Below are 17,761 nucleotides of genomic sequence, written 5' to 3'. Positions count from 1 at the left end.
CTCGACCGGTGCGGCCAGTCCGAATCTCGGGGGCAATCCATCGCGGCCGCGACTACGAATGGAAGATGTGAGACCGGAACGACTTCCCCGTCCCCTGCCCGCAACCGTCGCCGCGCTGTGCGGAGTGCTCGCGGCCGCAGCCGCGATCGGCTCGGGACAGCTCGTGGCCGCGCTGGTCGAGCCGCGTTCCGCGCCGCTGCTGGCGGTCGGCAACACCGCCATCGACCTGACTCCGGAGCCGGTGAAGCAATTCGCCATCCGCGCGTTCGGCGAGTCGGACAAGACCGCGCTGCTGGCCGGGATGGGTGTCGTGCTGCTGGTGTTCGCGGTGCTCGCCGGTCTGGTGTCGCGCCGCGGCCCGCGCCCGGGCTCGGTCTTGGTCGCAGCGTTCGGCATCGTCGGGCTCGCGGCGGTGCTCGCCCGGCCCGATGTGGGGGTGCTGGGCGTGCTGGCACCGGTGGTGGCGACCGCGGCGGGCGTGTGGGTGTTCCGCTGGCTGCACGGTGCGGCGGCAGACGCCGACGCGGAGCGCGATGCCTCCGGCGGCGCGCGATCCGGCGACGAGCCCGGATCCGACCGCGAAACGGAATCCGGCGGCGAGCGCGGACCCGGCAGGCGGCGATTCCTGGTGTCGTCGGTCGCGGTGGCCGCCGGTGCGGGTGTCGCGGGCGGACTCGGCTCGCTGACCACCGGCGGGCGCAGCGGCGGCTCACCGGCCGCGCAACAGGCGATCGGCAGGGCGCTGAACGCGCCACCTGCGCAACCCGTACCGGCCGGAGCGGACTTCCGGGCCGACGGAACACCGACGTTCATCACGCCGAACCGGGACTTCTACCGGGTCGACACCGCGCTGAGCGTGCCGAGCGTCGACCTGGACTCCTGGCGGCTGCGGGTGCACGGCATGGTGGACCGCGAGCTCGACCTCGGTTTCGCCGACCTGGCGCGGTTCCCGCGGGTGACCCGCACGATCACGATGACCTGCGTTTCCAACGAGGTCGGCGGCCCCTACATCTCCACCGCCGAGTTCACCGGCGTACCGATCCGCGACGTGCTGCTGGCCGCCGGGGTCCGGCCCGGTGCCGAGCAGGTGTTCAGCACCAGCGCCGACGGCTTCACCGCGGGCACCCCGACCGATGCGCTGCTGGAGGCCGAACGCGGCGCGCTGCTGGCGTTCGGCATGAACGGCGAACCGCTGCCCGCGCAGCACGGCTACCCGGTGCGCATGGTCACGCCGGGCTTGTACGGCTACGTCTCGGCCACGAAGTGGCTCACCGACCTGGAGCTGACCACCTTCGCCAAACCGGCTTACTGGATCGAGCGCGGCTGGGGGCAGCGCGGGCCGATCAAGTTGCAGTCCCGCATCGACCGGCCGAGCGGTTTCGCCAAGGTGCCCGCCGGCCGCAACGCGGTCGCCGGAATCGCTTGGGCGCAGACCATCGGCATCGACGCGGTCGAGGTCCGCGTCGACGGCGGCCCGTGGCAGCCGGCCCAACTGTCCACAGAGGTCAACGACCAGACCTGGCGGATGTGGCGCGCCGACGTGGACCTGGCTCCCGGCGGGCATACCGTGGAATGCCGCGCCACCGACCGCAACGGGCAGGTGCAGACCCCGCGGCGGGCATCGGTGCTGCCGGACGGTGCCACCGGGTGGCATTCGGTGTTCTGCACCGCCAACTGAAGCGTTTTCCCAACGAGCACGGAGGTCATGAGCTTGCACGTCCTGGTCACCGGAGGCGCGGGCTTCATCGGCTCGCACATCGCCGACCTGCTCGCCGAACGCGGGCACCGGGTCCGGCTGCTGGACGCGCTGCTTCCCGCGGCGCACGGATCGGGCGCGGCACCGGACTACCTCGGCGAGCACGAGCTGCACGTCGGGGACGTGCGCGACGAGCAGGTGCTGCGGCGCGCGCTGGACGGCGTCGACGTGGTCTGCCACCAGGCCGCGATGGTCGGGCTGGAAACCGGAATCGGCGACATGCCGGGATACGTGGCGCACAACGACCTCGGCACCGCGCAACTTCTGTCCACAATGGCCGATGAGAGCATCGGGAAGCTGGTGCTGGCCGGTTCGATGGTGGTCTACGGCGAAGGCCGCTACCGGTGTCCGAGCCACGACCTGGTCCGGCCCGGACCGCGCGCCGCCGAAGACCTCGAAGCCGGGATCTTCGAGCCGCGCTGCCCGGACTGCGGCGGACTTCTGCAACCCGGCACGGTTCCGGAGGATGCGCCGATCGATCCGCGCAACACCTACGCGACGACGAAACTCACCCAGGAACACCTCGCCGCGGTGTGGGCCCGCAACACCGGCGGCACGGCGGTGAGCCTGCGCTACCACAACGTCTACGGGCCGCGGATGCCGCGCAACACGCCCTATGCGGGGGTCGCGTCGCTGTTCCGGTCCGCGCTGGCGCGCGGGGAGGCTCCGCAGATCTTCGAAGACGGCGGCCAGCGGCGCGATTTCGTGCACGTGCACGACATCGCCGCGGCGAACGTCGCCGCGATGCACCGCGATCAGCCCGGCTTCGCCGCGTACAACGTGTGCTCCGGGCAGCCGCACACCATCGGGGACATGGCTCGCGCGCTGGCCGAGGCCGCGGGCGGGCCGGAGCCGGTGCTGACCGGGCGCTACCGGCTCGGCGACGTCCGGCACATCGTGGCCGACCCTTCCAAGGCCGCCGAAGAGCTCGATTTCCGCGCCACCGTGGGCTTTTCCCAAGGCATGAAGGAGTTCGGCACCGCCGGTCTGCGGGCGTGAGCACGGTCGGAACGAGCGGGCGGGCCGATCGGTCCCGCCCGCTTTTCCATGCGCCGACGGGATTCCGGCCGGCTCGGAACACCTGCGGCCGAAGAAATCCGGCAGAAAAGTCTTCATGGGACCAATCCGAAATCCCGGATGCACCGAACACCTGATGAGTCCGGGGATTCGCACCCAGCGAACCCCTCCATCCCCAGGAGGACACGTCCATGAGGATTCGTCGTCAAGCCGCCGCGCTCACCGGTTCCGCCGCAGTGCTCGCACTCGCGCTCTCCGCCTGCGGACAACCCGCGCAGGACAGCGCCGAATCGGCCGCGCCCGGGCAGCCCCCGGCCGGTCAGCCCGCTGCGCAACCGGCCGCGAACGGCGTTACCACCGCCGAGGACGTGTTCGGACCGGGCTGCTCCCAGGTGCCCACCGACCCGAACGACCCGGGCTCGGTGCAGGGCATGGTCGACGACCCGGTCGGCACCGCGGCGAGCAACAACCCGCTGCTGACCAAGCTCACCGCCGCGGTGCAGGCCGCCGGGCTGCTGGACACGCTGAACAAGCCGGACGCGCAGTACACCGTGTTCGCCCCGGCCGACCCGGCGTTCGAGGCGATCCCGCAGGATCAGCTGGAAGCGATGCTGACCGATCCGGCGCAGAAGCAGCAGCTGACCGATGTGCTGACCTACCACGTGGTGCCGCAGCGGATGGACGCCGAAGGACTCGCCGGGGCCGGGACGCTGCCGACCGCGCAGGGCGGGCAGCTGAAGGTGGAAGGCTCCGGCGAGAACTTGAAGGTCAACGGCGCGTCGGTGCTGTGCGGCAACGTGCCCACCGCCAACGCCACGGTGTTCGTCGTGGACAAGGTCCTGATGCCGCAGATGTGAGCCGTCGCCGCGGCACGCCCGGCCGAGCGCTCCGGGCGTGTCCCGGCCCACGGGCGGGCGGCGTTGCCGAGCGCCGCCCGCCCCGCATGTGCTTCGATCTCCTATGTGGACGTTGCGGGCGGATTCCGGCACCGCGGCGAGGATCCCTCGCCCGCGGCGCGGCGCGAACTCGACGCCGCGGGTATCCAGGACCCGGCGTTGCGCGCTGCGCACGCAGCGTGCCGGGCGTTGAACGCCGAGCACGGCCGCACCTACTTCCTCGCCACCAGCCTGCTGCCACCGGCGCGCAGACCCGCGGTGCACGCGCTGTACGGCTTCGCGCGCTGGGTCGACGACATCGTGGACGTCCTCGACGACCCAGCGGGAACCAGCCGCGCGGCCGAGCTCGGCAGGTTGGAGCACGACCTGCGCAGCGCACTGGCCGGGCACCGCGTCGAGCACCCGGTGCTGGCCGCGCTCGGCCACACCGCAGGCCGGTACCGGCTGGATCGCGCGCTGTTCACCGATTTCCTGCGCTCGATGCGGATGGATCTGCGGATCAGCGACTACCCGACGCGCGCCGCGCTGGACGAGTACGTGCACGGCTCGGCCGGTGTGATCGGGCTGCAGGTGCTGCCGGTGCTGGGCACGGTCACCCCGCGGGAGCAGGCCGCGCCGCACGCGGCCGCGCTCGGATTCGCCTTCCAGCTGACCAACTTCCTGCGCGACATCGGCGAGGACCTGGACCGCGGCCGGGTCTACCTGCCCGCCGACGAACTCGCCGCGTTCGGCGTCGACCGGGACCGGCTGCTGTGGTGCCAGCGGCGCGGCAGGCCGGATCGCGCGGTGCGGCGCGCGCTGGCCGACCAGATCTCGCGGACCCGCGCGATCTACCGCGACGCCGAGCCCGGTATCGCCATGCTCGACCCGATCTCCCGCCCGTGCGTGGCCACGGCGCACACGCTCTACGGCGAGATCCTGGACCGGATCGTCGAATCCGGGTATGAGATCTTCGGTGACCGGCTCGCGGTGTCCACCGGCAGGCGGCTCGGCGTCGCGCTGCCCGCGCTGAGTTCTGCCGTGGCGGCCCGCGCGCGGCGCCACCTCGGCCACGTGCTGCATGGGAGTTCCGGATGAGCCCGCAGGACCGGAACAGGGCGATCCCGGCCCTGTTCGACCAGGGCGGCCGCGACTACGACCGCCTGGTCGCCGCGAACCCCGGCTACCACCGCCACCTCGCGCTGTCCGCGCGGCGACTGGCGCTGCGCGGCGGCGGGCGGGGTCTGCGGCTGCTCGACGTCGGTTGCGGCACCGGGGCGTCCACCCGCGCGCTGCTGGACGCCGCGCCGCACGCCTCGATCGTCGCGGTGGACGGCTCGCAGCGGATGCTCGCCGAGGCCCGCGGCAAGGCGTGGCCGCAGTCCGTGCGGTTCGTGCACGCCGACGTGCGGTCGCTGAGCGAGGCCGGAGTGCACGGCCCGTTCGACGGCATCCTCGCCGCCTACCTGCTGCGCAACCTGCCGGACCCGAGCGCGGGCCTGCGGCTGCTGCACGACCTGCTGCGGCCGGGCGCACCGCTGGCCGTGCACGACTACTCGCTGCCGCTGCGCCTCGCCGACCGGCTGCTCTGGCACGCCGTGTGCCGAGCTGTGATCATGCCGCTGGCGCGGCTGAGCACCGGTGAGACCGAGCTGTACCGGCACCTGTGGCGCAGCGTGCTCGAATTCGACCACCCGGAGCGATTGCTGAACAGAATGCGCAAGACCGGTTTCGCCGCGGTGCGCGTCGAGCCCATGAGCGGCTGGCAGCGCACGATCACCCACACCTTCCTCGGCGTGCGCCCGGAGTCCGCCGATGCGTGACCGGCTCGCCGTGCGCCGTCCGGCCCGGCCCGGCGCCGCCCGCGCGAGCGATCCGCGCCCGCGCGCGGTCGTGGCCGGCGGTGGCATCGCCGGGCTCGCCGCCGCCACCTGCCTGGCCGAGCGCGGTGTCGAAGTGGACCTGCTCGAACGCGAGGACCAGCTGGGCGGGCGCGTCGCCGGCTGGACGACCACGCTCGCCGACGGCACGCAGGTGCCGATGAACCGCGGCTTCCACGCCTTCTTCCGGCAGTACTACAACCTCCGCGGCCTGCTGCGCCGCGTCGATCCGGCGCTGGACGGGCTGGTCGAGCTGCCCGAGTATCCGCTGCTGGACCGGCACGGCAGGCTCGACACCTTCGCCGGATTGCCGCGCACCCCGCCGTGGAACGCGCTCGGCTTCGTCGCCCGCAGCCCCACGTTCCGGTGGCGCGACGTGCCGCGGATGTCGATCCGGACGGCGCTGTCGCTGGCCGACGTGCGCGTGCCGCAGACCTACGAGCGGCTCGACGAACTCGACGCCGCGACGTACTTGCAGCGCATCGGTTTTCCCGAAGCGGCCCAGCACTTGGCGTTCGAGGTGTTCTCGCGCAGCTTCTTCGCACCGCCCGCCGAGCTGTCGGCCGCCGAGCTCGCGGTCATGTTCCACCTGTACTTCCTCGGCTCCAGCGAGGGCTTGCTGTTCGACGTCGCCGACTCCTTCCCGGCCCTGTGGAACCCGCTGGGCGAACACGTGGAGGGGCTCGGCGGGCGCGTGCACCTCGGCAGCAGCGTGCAGGGGGTAACGCACGACGGGCCGCGCGAGTACGTCGTGCACCTCGACGGTGGCGAGCGGATTCCGGCCGACGCCGTGGTGCTCGCGGCGGACCTTCGCGGGCTGCAAGGAATCGTGCAGCGGTCCACCGGGCTCGGGAACGCCGACTGGCGCGAGAGCATCGCGCAACGGCGGACCGCTCCCCCGTTCCTGGTGTCGCGGTTCTGGCTGGACCGGCCGGTGCGCCGGGACCGGCACGCCTTCCTCGGCACCAGCGGCTTCGGACCGGTGGACAACATCAGCGTGCTGGAGCGCTACGAGCGCGGCGCCGCGGATTGGGCCCGCAGCAGCGGCGGCTCGGTCGTCGAACTGCACTGCTACGCGCTGCCGGGCGAGTCGACCGTCGAACAGCTGCGGCCGCGGGTGCTCGCCGAGCTGCACCGCGCCTATCCCGAGACCGAGCGCGCGCAGGTGCTCGACGAGCGCCACGAGCTGCGTTCGGACTGCCCGCTGTTCCCGCCGGGCGGGTTCGCGCAACGAGCCGCGATCAGCACGCCCGAGCCCGGCCTGGTCGTCGCCGGCGACCACGTGCGCATCGATATGCCGGTGGCGCTGATGGAACGAGCCGCAACCAGCGGTGTGGTGGCGGCGAACCGGCTGCTGGGGAACTGGGGCGTGCGCGGGCACGACGTGTGGACCGTCCCGGGCAGCGGCCGGAGCGCACTACTGCGCACCGCTGCCCGAATCGCCTGAGCCGCTGCGAACGCGAGCCACCCCGCTTCTCGTCCGCCGCGATCCGTTGTGCGGCATCTCGGCCGCGCCGGCTATCCGAGGAAAAATTTCACTCACCACTGAACTTGCAAAGCCGCTGCAAACTTCACATCGCGCTGGCTGGCGCCGTGCGGGCTCGGCGGAACCGCTCAGCGACCGGCCCTGCGCAGCGCGTACCTGCGCTCGGCGTAAGCGAGGTCGTCGCGCCACAGCCGCAGCGCCGCCCACCGCATCAACGGCCGCACCGCCCCGGCCACCGGCCGTGCCATCCGGAAGCCGGGCCGCGGCGAGTGCGCCACGACCGCCTCGATCACCGCTGTCGTGGGCTCGCCCCGCGAATTCGTGCCCAACGGCGTCGCATGCGTCTCCACCACGCTGCCCACGCCTTCGCCCTCGTCGATGCGCATGAGGATGGTGCGCGGCCCCGGTGCGCTGAAGCTCGCGCGCACCGGCACTCCGACACCGCGGGCCAGCTTGAACGTGACCGCCACGTCGAACGTGTCGTCGGCGTCCGACGAGGCATCGGCCTCCGGCGCCCGCAGCACCGTCAGGTTCGCGAACGAGTAGGGGTGGAACCACGAGCCGTGCCACGGATCGAGCCGATTGGCCACGACGTCCTCCGGTTCGCACACGCCGATCGCCGTGGCCACCGCGTCGATGCTCTCCGGCGGCCGCGGACGGTGCGGCACGACCGGCTCGGGCAGCGGCTCCTCCCCGCCTTGCGCATCGAGCCGGACCCACGCCAGGACTCCGTCGTCGTGCGCGGGGAACGTGCGCCACCACCGGCCCGCGTCCTCGCCCAGCTCGAGCCCGTGCCACCGGCACACCAGCCGCCCGCAGTGCACCCGCGCCTCGCTCAACGGCGCGCCCATGTGCGGACACGCGCCAGGACCGGCGTGCAGCGCGCCGCTTTCGTCCCGCCACGCCACGATTTCCACGCCCGCAACGGTCCGGCCGAACGGGCGCGCGGAACCGATCTCCCTGCTGCCGGCGAGCACGAACCAGTTGCCCGACGGCCGGGACTGGGCGCGTTTGAGCGCAGCATCGATCAGCTCCGGCCGCGCCTCGCGCCACGTGCCGCGCTGCTCGGCCCATCGCGGGACGCGGATGCGGCGCAGCGGCAAACCGTTGCCTGTTCCAGTGCGAAAAGCCACGTCGTTCCCCTTCTCTCGGCTCGCCGCGAGTGAGCGTAGGTGTGCGCGGGCGGGTGCGCGCGATCTCCGTAGCGGCGTGCAGCTGCGAGCTCGCGGGTGGATCAATGGCCAGCATCGCGCCGCAAGCGCGAAGAGCCATGCCTCAGCAGGGCTGGAACCGCAAGCACGAGCGGCAGTACGAGCACCTCGAGAAGCGCCGAGCAGCACGGCTGCGGCGAGGGCCGGGCGACGGAGTCGGACGCCGGCGCGCCAGTGACCGGCACGCCACGCGCTCAGCCGCGGCGGTCGGCCTCCGGTTCGTCGTCTTCGATCGCGTGGGCGGCGGCTTTCGCGCAGTTGCCGAGATCCTCGGCCGCGGCCGCCGCCTGGTCCAGCGCGACGTGCGCGTCCGGCGGCCGTGCCCGGCCGGGAGTCGCGTAGCGGTAGGCGAGGCTGTCGAGCAGGTGCGCCAGCCGGTGTCCCCTCCCGGCGATGTCGAGCAGCGCGTCGCGGGCGGAGGTGATCTCGGATTCCGCGGGCGGTTCTCCCCGTGCGCCGGGGATCTCGGTGGGCGCGGCGGCCTGCGCCGCGCTGTCCGCGGCGATGGTCAGCTCGCGGTTCGCCCGGCGTGCCAGCGCCGCGGCGTCCTCCCGGGCACGTTGCTCACCGGGCCGGCCGGGAGCGGCCGATTGCCTGCCGGTATCGCCTTCCCCGGCGTCGTGTGCGTTCATCCGTAGCCGACCCCCCGAGCGGCCGCGCTCGAGACTCGTCAGCGCGGTCACCTGATGGTGCTCCGCCGGTTCAGCGCACCTGACCGGCCGCCTTCCGACTACCCGATTCGGGGGAACGACACACCTGAACACCCTTGCCACGACGGCAAAACGCGGGCGGACCGGAACCGTCCGGTCCGCCCGCGCCGCACTCCGGGTCAGGGCGCGTGCACGAGCCCCGTGCCCACGTCGGTGGCGGGAAGCGCCAGCCGCCGACCGCGCTGGGTCAACCGCGCCCACAGTCCCCAAGCGCGTTCGGGGAACTGCTGCGCGAACAACGCGGCGACCCCGGCGACGTGCGGGGTGGCCATGCTGGTTCCGCTGAGCTTGCGGTAGCGCTCCTGGCCGGGCCAGCTGGAGTACACGTCCACGCCGGGGCCGGCCAAGTCGACCTGCCCGATCTCGTCGACCGTGCCGGACGAGAAGTCGGCGATCTGGCCCTGCTCGTCGACGGCGCCGATGGCCATCACCGACGGGCAGTTCGCCGGATGCCCCACGGGCGCCACGACACCGGCGGAGCGCTGGCTCTCGTTGCCCGCAGCCGCGATGATCAACGTGCCGCGCTGCATGGCCCGCTGCGCGACCCGCTCGAAGGCGTCCGAGAACGGCTGGCCCGGCTGGGTCGGCGCGCCGAGCGACATGGACACCACCGGGCAGTTGTTGGCGATGGCCCATTGGATCCCGGACAGGATTCCGCCGTCACCGCCGGAACCCTCGTCGCTGAGCACCTTCCCGGCGTAGATCGAAGCTTCCGGGGCGATCCCGTAGCCCGGCCCGGCCTGCAACGTCCGCGGGCCGCACGAAGTGCCGATCACGTGCGTGCCGTGGCCGTGCCCGTCGTGCGCGTCCTGGCCCTCCACGAAGGACGCGGTCACCACGTCGCGGCCGGCGAAATCCGGGTGTTGCTGGTCGAAACCGGTGTCGAGCACCGCCACCCGGACACCGCTGCCGGTGGACGCGGCGCTGTCGGCGCCGACCGCCTTGAGGCCCCAGGTCGTTTCGGTGTCGTCCGGTGGCTGCGGAGAGCCGATCGCGAACACCCGGCGCTCCGGCTCCAGCGCGGCCAGCGCGGTACCGCGCTGCTGCATCGAGTTCCGCAGCGTGGCCACCTGGTCCTGGTCGGCGTCGATCAGCGCCACGCCGAGGTCGTGCAGCACGACGCCGCCCGCGCTGCTGAACAGCTCCCCCGGCGCGGCGCCTGCGGCGTCGGCGGTGCTGGCGGCGCGGATCCCGGCGACCCGGTTGAGCTCGCGGGCGCCGAGCACGGTGGCATCGTCCTGCAGCAGGACGAGGTAGCGGCCCGTGGTCGGGTTCTGCGCTGTGGTCATCGTTGCCCCCTACGCGGTCTGCGACGTATGGCCCCACAAGCAAACTCCTGTCCCGCCCGTACCGGCAAGACACCGGTCGAGTAACGATCACGTGCGGCGAATTCGCCTGGCATCACTGGAAAATCTCAACCCGCCGCTGAGCCGGGTGACCCCTGGACGAATGGTCGGGCACGCACCGTCGACGACTCGCCGCAACATCGTTGCCAGCCGGCGAAGCTCCGGCCGACACTGGAATCCGCTGCCGGAAGGCTACGGAGGTGCGACGTGGACACCGCAACGCAGAACGTCATCGTGGTCGGAGTGGACGGTTCGGAACCCTCCCGGTCCGCATTGCGCTGGGCGCTGGAACAGGCCGAACTCACCAACTCCCAAGTGCGCGCCGTGGTCGCCTGGGAGTACCCCGCCTTCTACAGCTGGGAGGGCGGGCCGATGCCGCCCGATGAGTTCCAGGACACCGCGACCCGCAGCATGAACGAGGCCGTGGACGAGGTCGCCGCGGGCAGTCCGGTGCAGGTCCAGCGCGAGGTCGTGCACGGGCACTCGGCGCAAGCGCTGCTCGACGCCTCCGCCGACGCCCGCCTGCTGGTGGTCGGCAGCCGCGGGCACGGAAGCTTCTACGGTGCGTTGCTGGGTTCGACCAGCCAGCGGTGCGCGGTGCACTCGAGCTGCCCGGTGGTCATCGTTCGGCAGTGATCCGCCGATGACCCCCTCGATGGGCGCCGCCGATCACCTGCCGACGAGTTCGGTCGTGGCGCGCCGGAGCACGTCGTAGCAGTCCTGCGGGCTCAGGCCGCGCCGCTCGACGAGCACGGCGGTGGCGCGTTCGATGGCGACGGAACTGCGCACCGGCTCGGTGATGCCGCGCTGCGCCAGCTCGCCCGCGGTGACCGCATCGGTGGTGCCGAGCGCGGCCGCGACGAAGCAGGCCAGCACGAGCAGCCGGTCGGCCGCGGAGTCGTCGAAGGTGCCCGGACTGGCCGAGTACGCCGTCAACGCACCGCGAACACCGCCGCCCGCCGGGAAAACACCGGCGGCGCCGAGACTGCGCAGACCGCACCGCGCCGCCGCAGCGGCGAACTCCGCCGGTTCGCCGGTCAGGTCCGGGCAGGCGAGCGCGCCGGGCCCGGATTGCCTGCTGACCTCGTGGAACGGCCCTTGGACTGAGCCGCTCTGCACCTCGTCGAGCGCCGCGGCCCGCTCGTCCGGGCCGCCTGCGGCGTTCCGGGTGCCCGCGGTGTGCAGCGGTTCGCCGGCCCGAGTGAGGGTCAGCGCGGCGAACTCCGCACCGGGAACGCTCCGGACGGCCACCGCGAGCACGGCATCGACGACACCGCGCAACGTCCGTTCGGCGAACACGTCGCGGCCGAGGTCGGCGAACCGGCCCGCCAGCGGCGACCAGATCTGCGCCCGCTGGTCGGCGAGTCCGCCGGTCCCGCCCGGCGCGCCGGAGCCGGCGAGTCCCGCGCCGGATCCGACGCGCTCGGCGAAGCGGCGGCGGTCGGTCTCCCAGTCCGGGGTCAGCGCTGCCATCGGTGCCTCCTCTCGCCAGCAGGAGGTTTCCCAGCGCCGCGAACGGCTATTCGGCCCGCCACCGACGGCCGTCCGGCAACGCCAGACGATCGGCTGCACCGGATCCGACGAAACCCGCCCCACAGCCAGGTGATCACCCGGCGTTGACCTTTCCCGGGCGATGGCCTTGCCGTATCGATAAAGAGCAGCTTCACCGCGCGTCCGCCAGTCCGATTGCGAGGAAACCGTGCGTCCGACGATCGGATCGACCGAGGACGGTGACCGGGCGCTGCGCGAACGCGGCCTGATCGACTTCGTCACGCGCGCGGTCAATGCGCTTCCGCTGCTGCGCGCGGGTGCGCTGACCTGGTTGGCCTCCGCGGAGTCGGCGGATCCCGAATGGGCGCAGCGTTTCGGCGTGCGGACCTGCTCGCTGGAACATCAGCAGGGTTCGCGCAGGGATGTGCGGAGTTGCGGGATCAAAGCGATGAAGGCTTCGCTGACCCCGCCGGCGCGGGCGCGCGAGGATGGTCAACCGCCGCTGCTGTCCGCGACCAGGCCCGAGGTCCCGCGACATTGGGCATCGCTGGTCGCCAGGGAACGGGAGCGGCCGGCACCCGCCGACCTCAACGACAAGACCCGGATGCGGGCCTGGTTCGCCGACCGCGGCTTGCCCGTCCCGGCTGGCGAGGTCGTCGCCGCGCACTCGCTCTCGCACCCCGCGCTGGTTCGCGGGCTGGGCTCGCCGTTCGTGGCACAACGCCCGGTCGGCTCGGGCGGCCTGGGCACCTACTTGGTGCGCAGCGATGCGGAACTGCGCGCGGCACGGGCGCGGGAACCGGCGGCGGGCGACTGGCTGATCAGCGAATTCCTCGACGGCACGGCGCTGAACTTCCACGGATTCGTCGGCATGGACGGTTCGGTCGGCGTGACCAGGCCCTCGGTGCAGTTCGCCGGCCTGCCCGCGGCGGGCTTCGAGTTCGGGGCCTACTGCGGCTGCGATTTCCAGGCGCCGCAACGCGTTTCCGCGATCGCCATGGAACGCGCGCGAGATGCGGTCGAACGGGTGGGAGCCGGGTTGGCCGGACGCCACTACCGCGGCGTGTTCGGGGTCGACCTGATCGTGCGCGGCGACTCGGTGGCCGTGCTGGAGCTCAACGCCCGGCCGCAGAGCTCGACGTGGCTGCTGGGTGAGATCGAACGATCCCAAGGGCACATCCCGCTGCTGAACCGGCACGCGCTGGAACGGCAAGGCAGGCGCACCAGCGGCGAGCACGACCCCGCTCCCGCGCCGGGCGTGCAGCTCGCCGTGCGGCACACCGGCCGCACCGCTGAGGTGACCACCGCTCCGCGCAGCGGCGTGTACGCGCTGGACGGGGATCGGCTGGTGTGGCGGCGTGCCGGTGCGGGTCTGCTGGAGTGCGCCGAAGGTGAGTGCGCGGCCGTGGGCTTGCCGACGCGCGGCGCCGAGCTGGAAACCGGCGCATCGCTCGGAATGCTGGTCACCGCCAGCGCGGCGACGGGTCCGGACGGGAAGGTACTCAACGACTACGGCACCCGGCTGACCGCTGCTTTCCGCGAACTGTTCGCCCTCTCCGCCAGGGAAACCGAGGAGGCCGCCGGATGAATCCGCCCACTCTGCACGTGCGTACGGCCACTGTGGACGACATGGACCTGTTGCTGCGGTGGCGGGAGGAGGCCGCCGACTGGCTGCAGGCCGAGCACGGCACCGACCAGTGGAACCGCCCGGCGGACCGGCAGCGCATGGTGGACTGGATCCACGAGGGGTCCACGTTCATGGCGGCACTGCAGCCGGATGGGGAGCCGGTGGCCACGGTCACCAGCACCCCGCACGGATCACCGGTGCTGTGGACCGAAGAGGAGCTGCGCACTCCCGCTCGCTACTTGCACAACCTGGTGGTGCAACGTTCGCACGCGGGACGCGGCATCGGCACCTGCCTCGGGCGCTGGGCGGCTTCGCACGCGGCGCGGACGGGCGTCACGATCGTCCGCTACACCGCCTGGGCCACCAATGCGAAGTTGCTGGACTACTACGACCGGATCCGGGGCCGGTACGTGCGCACGGTTCCGGGGTTCCACAATGGAGCGCTGTTCGAGAATCCGGTCGTGCCGCGGGATGACCTGCCCGTGGTGGAGGCGGCCGACGTGCTGGTGTGAGCTGAGCCGCGGCGAAGCTGAGTCGCCGAAATCGGTTTCCTGGTCGCGCCCGGAGTCCGTAACGTCTGCGGGGTGCGTGCGGAACGGATTCTGGTGACCGGCAGCGCCGGGCACCTCGGGGAAGCATTGGTGCGCAGCGTCCGCGCCGAAGGACGCGACGTGGTCGGGCTCGACCTGGTGGAGTCCCGGTTCACCACGGTCACCGGCTCGATCACCGACCGGGCGTTGCTGCGGCGGTGCCTGCAGGGCGTGACGGGCGTGCTGCACGCGGCCACGCTGCACAAGCCGCACGTCAGCTCGCACGAGCGGCAGGACTTCGTGGACACCAACGTCACCGGCACGTTGGCGCTGCTGGAGGAATCCGCCGCCGCCGGGGTGGAAAGCTTCGTGTTCACCAGCAGCACCAGCGCGTTCGGCCGCGCGTTGACACCGGAGCCGGATCAGCCGGCGGCGTGGATCACCGAGGACGTCGAGCCGGTGCCGCGCAACATCTACGGCGTCACCAAGATCGCCGCCGAGAACGTGGCCGAGCTGGTGCACCGCGAACACGGTCTGCCGGTGGTGGTGCTGCGGACTTCCCGGTTCTTCCCGGAGGACGACGACCGCGACGAGGTGCGGGCCGCCTACGAGGGGATGAACACGAAGGTCAACGAGTACCTGTACCGCCGCGTCGACCTCCAGGACGTCGTCGACGCGCACCGCCTCGCGTTGGCCGAAGCTCCGCGCATCGGCTTCGGGCGCTACATCATCAGCGCCACTCCCCCGTTCAGCCGGGAGGATTCCGCGCAGCTGCGTGCGGATGCGCAGGCCGTGGTGTCCCGGTTGTTCCCGGACCAGCCGGGCGAGTACGCCCGCCGCGGGTGGCGGATGTTCCCCGGGCTGGACCGGGTTTACGACAGTTCCCGCGCCCGCGCGGAACTCGGCTGGCGACCGCGGTACGACTTCCGCCACGTCCTGGATCTGCTGCAGGCCGACGAGGACGTGCGCAGTCCCGTCGCCCGCGCTGTCGGAACCAAGGGGTACCACCCGTATCCGCACGGGATCTACACGACGGGGCCCGAGTGAACCCGCTTCGGGTTCAGAGGCCGTTGAACGGATGTGACGTCAGTACGACCACAATGGACTCGCCGGGTGCGGCGACACCGCGCCCGCGCAACTCCTCCACCGCGGGCAACACGGTGGCGGACGTGCCTTCGCAGAGAATCCCCATGCGTGCCAAGCGGATCCGGGCCTCCTCCACTTCGGAGGAGAGCACCACGGGCGATCCGCCGGTGTCGTCGAGGACTCGCAACGCCTGCACCGTCGTCGAATCCCCGCCGATCGACGGGGTTCCGGCGGCCGAGCCGGTGAAGCTGTCGTGCACGCCGGCTCCCGCGCGGACCGCGGCGAGCCTCGGGAACGGCTCGACCAGATGAACCCGCGGGCACGATTCTCCGTGCCTGCGCGCCATCTGCTGCAAGCCGAGGTACACGCCGTAGGCGAGGTCGCCGCGGGAAACGGGGATCACCACGTGTTCCGGCAGGCGTTGCAGGCCGGAGCGGATCTCCCAACCGATGGCCCGCATCGCGTCGATCCCGAACGGTGAACCGCCCGCTACCGGGCGCGTGTAGTTGGTGACCACGAGCGTGCCCGGATCACCGGTGCGGCCACGCAGGAAGTCCCAGCGCTGCTCGGCACTGTCGAAAACGTGCAGCGTGGCACCGGTGTCCCGGACGGCCCCGGCGAGCACATCGGGGATGTCGGTGGTGACGGCGACCTCGCACGCCAAGCCGTACGCCGCGGAGTAAGCGGCCAGCGACAACGCGGCGTTGCCGGAGGAAGCAGCGGCGATGCCCGCGTACCCGGCAGCGGCGGCGCGGCCGACCGCGCCCCAGCTGAACCGGTCCTTGTGCGAACCGGTCGGGTTGGCCGCCTCGTTCTTCACCCACACGTCGAGACCGGCCACCTCGGCGGGCAGCGGGAACAGCGGCGTGCCGCCTTCGCCGAGGCTGCGCGCGCCCGTCAGCGACAGCCGCGGCCGGTCGTCGTCGTACTCGCAGCGCAGGTTCGCCGCGCTGCCCTGATCCCGGCAGTGCTCGCAGCCCGCCGGATGGTCCGCGACCGGATGCAACCGTCCACACTGGATGCATCGGAGCCCGGTGAGGTGCTCGTTCATCGCAGGCTGCATCGCTTCCCCCTCCGGGTGTCGGATCCGGAGGAAGCCTACTGTCCGAACCGGTCGCGGACACCGTCCGGGCCTCGCGGCCGGCACGAGCCCGCTCGCCGCGCCGTTTCCGCGGAGTGAAGGGACTCCTCGGCGGGAAAAGTCCCTTCACTCCAAGCGATCGGCTCTCAGCCCACCCGGGCAGGCGGCGAGGCGCCGAGCACGGCTCCCCCGGCGTCGAGGGCCTCCACGGACACGAACGGTTGCGCACCCGCGATGTCGACCCGGGTTTCGAACCCGGTCTTCGGCGCGTCCTGCACCGGAGCCAGGTTCGCCTCGTCCGGCCCGGCCAGCACCCGCCAGGTCACCACTTCGGTCGCCCCGTTCCAGCTCGCGTAAACGCTGGTCGAGCCGTTGCCCGGCAGCCCGGCCACAGCCGGGGCGTCCAGCGGCTTGCCCACCCACGCCGAGCGGAACGCGCGGTAGGACGTGATCGACTCGGTGAACCTGCCGTGGAACAGCACCTCGCCGTCCGCGCCGAACTCGGTGAAGTACGGCTCTCCGCCCCAGCCGACGAAGACGTGCCCGTTGGCCAGCACCTGCATGTTGCCCTGGTTCGGCGCCAGCAACCCTTCCGGGCTTTCGTTGCTGCGCACCACGTTCGCGGTGCGGGCGGTCTCGTCCACGGCCAGCGACAGCGCGCGGGAGCGGCCGCGACCTGGTGCGGCTTCGGCGTTGTCGAAGATGGTGATCGTCCCGTCCGGCTGGCGGCGCGCGTCGTGCTGCCAGGCGAACGCCGCGTCCGGACCCATGGCGAAGTCGCTCCGCTTGCCGCCGAGCCGCCACGTCACCTCGCCGCTGGTCCGGTCGATCCGGAACACCGAGTGCGTGCAGCGCGCGGAGACCAGCAGCGCGTCGCCGTCCTCGCAGATCGCGTTGGGGTGGATGTAGTCGAACCACTGCTCCGGGTCCTTGGGCACCGCCAGCAGCGACTCGTCCAGCCCGACGTGTTGCAGGCTGCGCCACTCGAGCAGCAGCTGCCCGGAAGCGATGTCGATTTCCTGCAGGACGCCTTCCAGCACCTTCGAGTTCGGTTGCCCGCCGACCGGCGTGGTGTCCGCGCGCACCTCGGAGTAGATCAGCAGCAGCGCGGTTCCGCGCGGAGTGATCACGAACTCGTGCATGTCGCCTTGCAGGCCGTTGGCCGCGCGCACGGTCGCGATCCGCCGGTAGCTCTCGTCCAGCACGGCGTACTGCCCGTTGCCGAAACCGGGCGGCACCTCGATCGCGCCCTCCCAGAACGTCAGCACCGGCCGGTCCTGGTAGCGCTGCACCTGGAGGTTGGCGATCACGCCCTCGGCGGGCGGGCTGAACCACACCGGCTGACCGAGATCGTCCATGATCAGCGCACCGGGCTGGGTCGCCGCGCGCGGTGCGGCCGCCTCGGCGTTGAGGACGTTTGCTCCGGCCGGGGTCAGCAGCACGTGCCCGGGCTCGGTGTTCGCGGCCGGAGTGCTGATCTCCACCAGCGGCGGTTGCAGGTCGGGACGGGTGATGAGGCTTTGCCCGGCGCGGGCGCCCGGGGACGCGGCGGCGCCGGCGGTGCCTGTGGTGCCGATCAGCGCGGGCACGGCGGGAGCCGCGGCCAGCATTCGCAGCACCGCGCGACGGCCGATCGAGAAGGAGTCAGATGACATGGACATCTCC

The 17,761-nt window shown here is 72.2% G+C and carries 16 protein-coding genes; 10 read left to right on the top strand and 6 right to left on the bottom strand.

The genetic code is table 11. From position 1 onward, the window contains the following. Window positions 1-58 precede the first annotated feature (58 nt). The 6 genes from V1457_RS20530 (at window position 59) to V1457_RS20505 (ending at window position 6,975) form a co-directional block, all read left to right on the top strand. Window positions 59-1,678, top strand: coding sequence for a molybdopterin-dependent oxidoreductase (locus V1457_RS20530; RefSeq protein WP_407074705.1), 1,620 nt, complete (start codon window positions 59-61; stop codon window positions 1,676-1,678). Window positions 1,679-1,711: 33 nt separating this feature from the next. Further along, a complete protein-coding gene (locus tag V1457_RS20525) occupies window positions 1,712-2,755 on the top strand; it encodes an NAD-dependent epimerase/dehydratase family protein (RefSeq protein WP_338605057.1) in 1,044 nt (347 codons plus the stop codon). Window positions 2,756-2,964: 209 nt separating this feature from the next. Continuing rightward, window positions 2,965-3,630, top strand: coding sequence for a fasciclin domain-containing protein (locus tag V1457_RS20520; protein WP_338596135.1), 666 nt, complete (start codon window positions 2,965-2,967; stop codon window positions 3,628-3,630). A gap of 105 nt (window positions 3,631-3,735) precedes the next feature. Continuing rightward, window positions 3,736-4,746, top strand: coding sequence for a phytoene/squalene synthase family protein (locus V1457_RS20515; RefSeq protein WP_200070602.1), 1,011 nt, complete (start codon window positions 3,736-3,738; stop codon window positions 4,744-4,746). Continuing rightward, window positions 4,743-5,471, top strand: a complete 729-nt coding sequence (locus V1457_RS20510; protein WP_200070603.1) for a class I SAM-dependent methyltransferase — start codon at window positions 4,743-4,745, stop codon at window positions 5,469-5,471. Before V1457_RS20515 ends, V1457_RS20510 begins: the two co-directional genes overlap by 4 nt. Continuing rightward, a complete protein-coding gene (locus V1457_RS20505) occupies window positions 5,464-6,975 on the top strand; it encodes an NAD(P)/FAD-dependent oxidoreductase (RefSeq protein WP_338596134.1) in 1,512 nt (503 codons plus the stop codon). The genes V1457_RS20510 and V1457_RS20505 overlap by 8 nt, the downstream gene beginning before the upstream one ends. A 167-nt stretch (window positions 6,976-7,142) precedes the next feature. On the opposite strand, the gene V1457_RS20500 is transcribed toward V1457_RS20505, so the two are convergent. From V1457_RS20500 to V1457_RS20490, 3 genes are all read right to left on the bottom strand, one after another. Then, window positions 7,143-8,147 (bottom strand): DUF5914 domain-containing protein, encoded by a 1,005-nt coding sequence (locus V1457_RS20500; RefSeq protein ID WP_338596133.1) that lies wholly within the window; start codon window positions 8,145-8,147, stop codon window positions 7,143-7,145. Between the two features lie 272 nt (window positions 8,148-8,419). Continuing rightward, window positions 8,420-8,857, bottom strand: a complete 438-nt coding sequence (locus V1457_RS20495) for a hypothetical protein (RefSeq protein ID WP_338596132.1) — start codon at window positions 8,855-8,857, stop codon at window positions 8,420-8,422. 197 nt (window positions 8,858-9,054) lie between these two features. Further along, complete coding sequence (locus tag V1457_RS20490; RefSeq protein ID WP_200070606.1) at window positions 9,055-10,224, bottom strand: S8 family serine peptidase; 1,170 nt, start codon at window positions 10,222-10,224, stop codon at window positions 9,055-9,057. Window positions 10,225-10,488: 264 nt separating this feature from the next. On the opposite strand from V1457_RS20490, the gene V1457_RS20485 reads away from it, so the two are divergent. Continuing rightward, entirely contained in the window at window positions 10,489-10,917 is a 429-nt protein-coding gene (locus V1457_RS20485) for a universal stress protein (protein WP_338596131.1), read from the top strand. 33 nt (window positions 10,918-10,950) lie between these two features. Here the strand turns inward: V1457_RS20485 and V1457_RS20480 are convergent, their stop codons facing one another. After that, window positions 10,951-11,754 carry an ANTAR domain-containing protein gene (locus V1457_RS20480; protein WP_338596130.1) on the bottom strand — a complete coding sequence of 268 codons (804 nt, stop codon included), beginning with the start codon at window positions 11,752-11,754 and terminating at the stop codon, window positions 10,951-10,953. A 226-nt stretch (window positions 11,755-11,980) separates the two neighbouring features. Here V1457_RS20480 and V1457_RS20475 point away from each other — a divergent pair, with 226 nt between their 5' ends. The 3 genes from V1457_RS20475 to V1457_RS20465 all read left to right on the top strand — a co-directional run bounded on the left by V1457_RS20475 (window position 11,981) and on the right by V1457_RS20465 (window position 14,976). Further along, a complete protein-coding gene (locus tag V1457_RS20475; RefSeq protein WP_338596129.1) occupies window positions 11,981-13,360 on the top strand; it encodes an ATP-grasp domain-containing protein in 1,380 nt (459 codons plus the stop codon). Continuing rightward, window positions 13,357-13,911 carry a GNAT family N-acetyltransferase gene (locus V1457_RS20470; protein ID WP_338596128.1) on the top strand — a complete coding sequence of 185 codons (555 nt, stop codon included), beginning with the start codon at window positions 13,357-13,359 and terminating at the stop codon, window positions 13,909-13,911. Before V1457_RS20475 ends, V1457_RS20470 begins: the two co-directional genes overlap by 4 nt. Before the next feature lie 72 nt (window positions 13,912-13,983). After that, on the top strand, window positions 13,984-14,976 hold the full coding sequence (locus V1457_RS20465) for an NAD(P)-dependent oxidoreductase (RefSeq protein WP_295149073.1): 993 nt from the start codon (window positions 13,984-13,986) through the stop codon (window positions 14,974-14,976). Window positions 14,977-14,989: 13 nt separating this feature from the next. Here the strand turns inward: V1457_RS20465 and V1457_RS20460 are convergent, their stop codons facing one another. Continuing rightward, window positions 14,990-16,078: a PLP-dependent lyase/thiolase gene (locus tag V1457_RS20460; protein ID WP_338596127.1), complete on the bottom strand. Its 1,089-nt coding sequence runs from the start codon at window positions 16,076-16,078 to the stop codon at window positions 14,990-14,992. Window positions 16,079-16,242: 164 nt separating this feature from the next. Beyond that, window positions 16,243-17,751 carry an arylsulfotransferase family protein gene (locus V1457_RS20455; protein ID WP_338596126.1) on the bottom strand — a complete coding sequence of 503 codons (1,509 nt, stop codon included), beginning with the start codon at window positions 17,749-17,751 and terminating at the stop codon, window positions 16,243-16,245. Window positions 17,752-17,761 lie beyond the last annotated feature (10 nt).

This window comes from Saccharopolyspora sp. SCSIO 74807 (assembly GCF_037023755.1).
In the GTDB taxonomy this organism is placed as follows: Bacteria; Actinomycetota; Actinomycetes; order Mycobacteriales; family Pseudonocardiaceae; genus Saccharopolyspora_C; species Saccharopolyspora_C galaxeae.
This window is presented reverse-complemented; position numbering and strand designations above follow the sequence as displayed.

Bases quoted from the DNA above. Each gene is read 5' to 3' on its own strand.
- V1457_RS20530 (WP_407074705.1), top strand. From the start codon at position 59: ATGGAAGATGTGAGACCGGAACGACTTCCCCGTCCCCTGCCCGCAACC.
- V1457_RS20520 (WP_338596135.1), top strand. From the start codon at position 2,965: ATGAGGATTCGTCGTCAAGCCGCCGCGCTCACCGGTTCCGCCGCAGTG.
- V1457_RS20510 (WP_200070603.1), top strand. From the start codon at position 4,743: ATGAGCCCGCAGGACCGGAACAGGGCGATCCCGGCCCTGTTCGACCAG.
- V1457_RS20505 (WP_338596134.1), top strand. From the start codon at position 5,464: ATGCGTGACCGGCTCGCCGTGCGCCGTCCGGCCCGGCCCGGCGCCGCC.
- V1457_RS20495 (WP_338596132.1), bottom strand. From the start codon at position 8,857: ATGAACGCACACGACGCCGGGGAAGGCGATACCGGCAGGCAATCGGCC.
- V1457_RS20490 (WP_200070606.1), bottom strand. From the start codon at position 10,224: ATGACCACAGCGCAGAACCCGACCACGGGCCGCTACCTCGTCCTGCTG.
- V1457_RS20480 (WP_338596130.1), bottom strand. From the start codon at position 11,754: ATGGCAGCGCTGACCCCGGACTGGGAGACCGACCGCCGCCGCTTCGCC.
- V1457_RS20470 (WP_338596128.1), top strand. From the start codon at position 13,357: ATGAATCCGCCCACTCTGCACGTGCGTACGGCCACTGTGGACGACATG.
- V1457_RS20460 (WP_338596127.1), bottom strand. From the start codon at position 16,078: ATGCAGCCTGCGATGAACGAGCACCTCACCGGGCTCCGATGCATCCAG.
- V1457_RS20455 (WP_338596126.1), bottom strand. From the start codon at position 17,751: ATGTCATCTGACTCCTTCTCGATCGGCCGTCGCGCGGTGCTGCGAATG.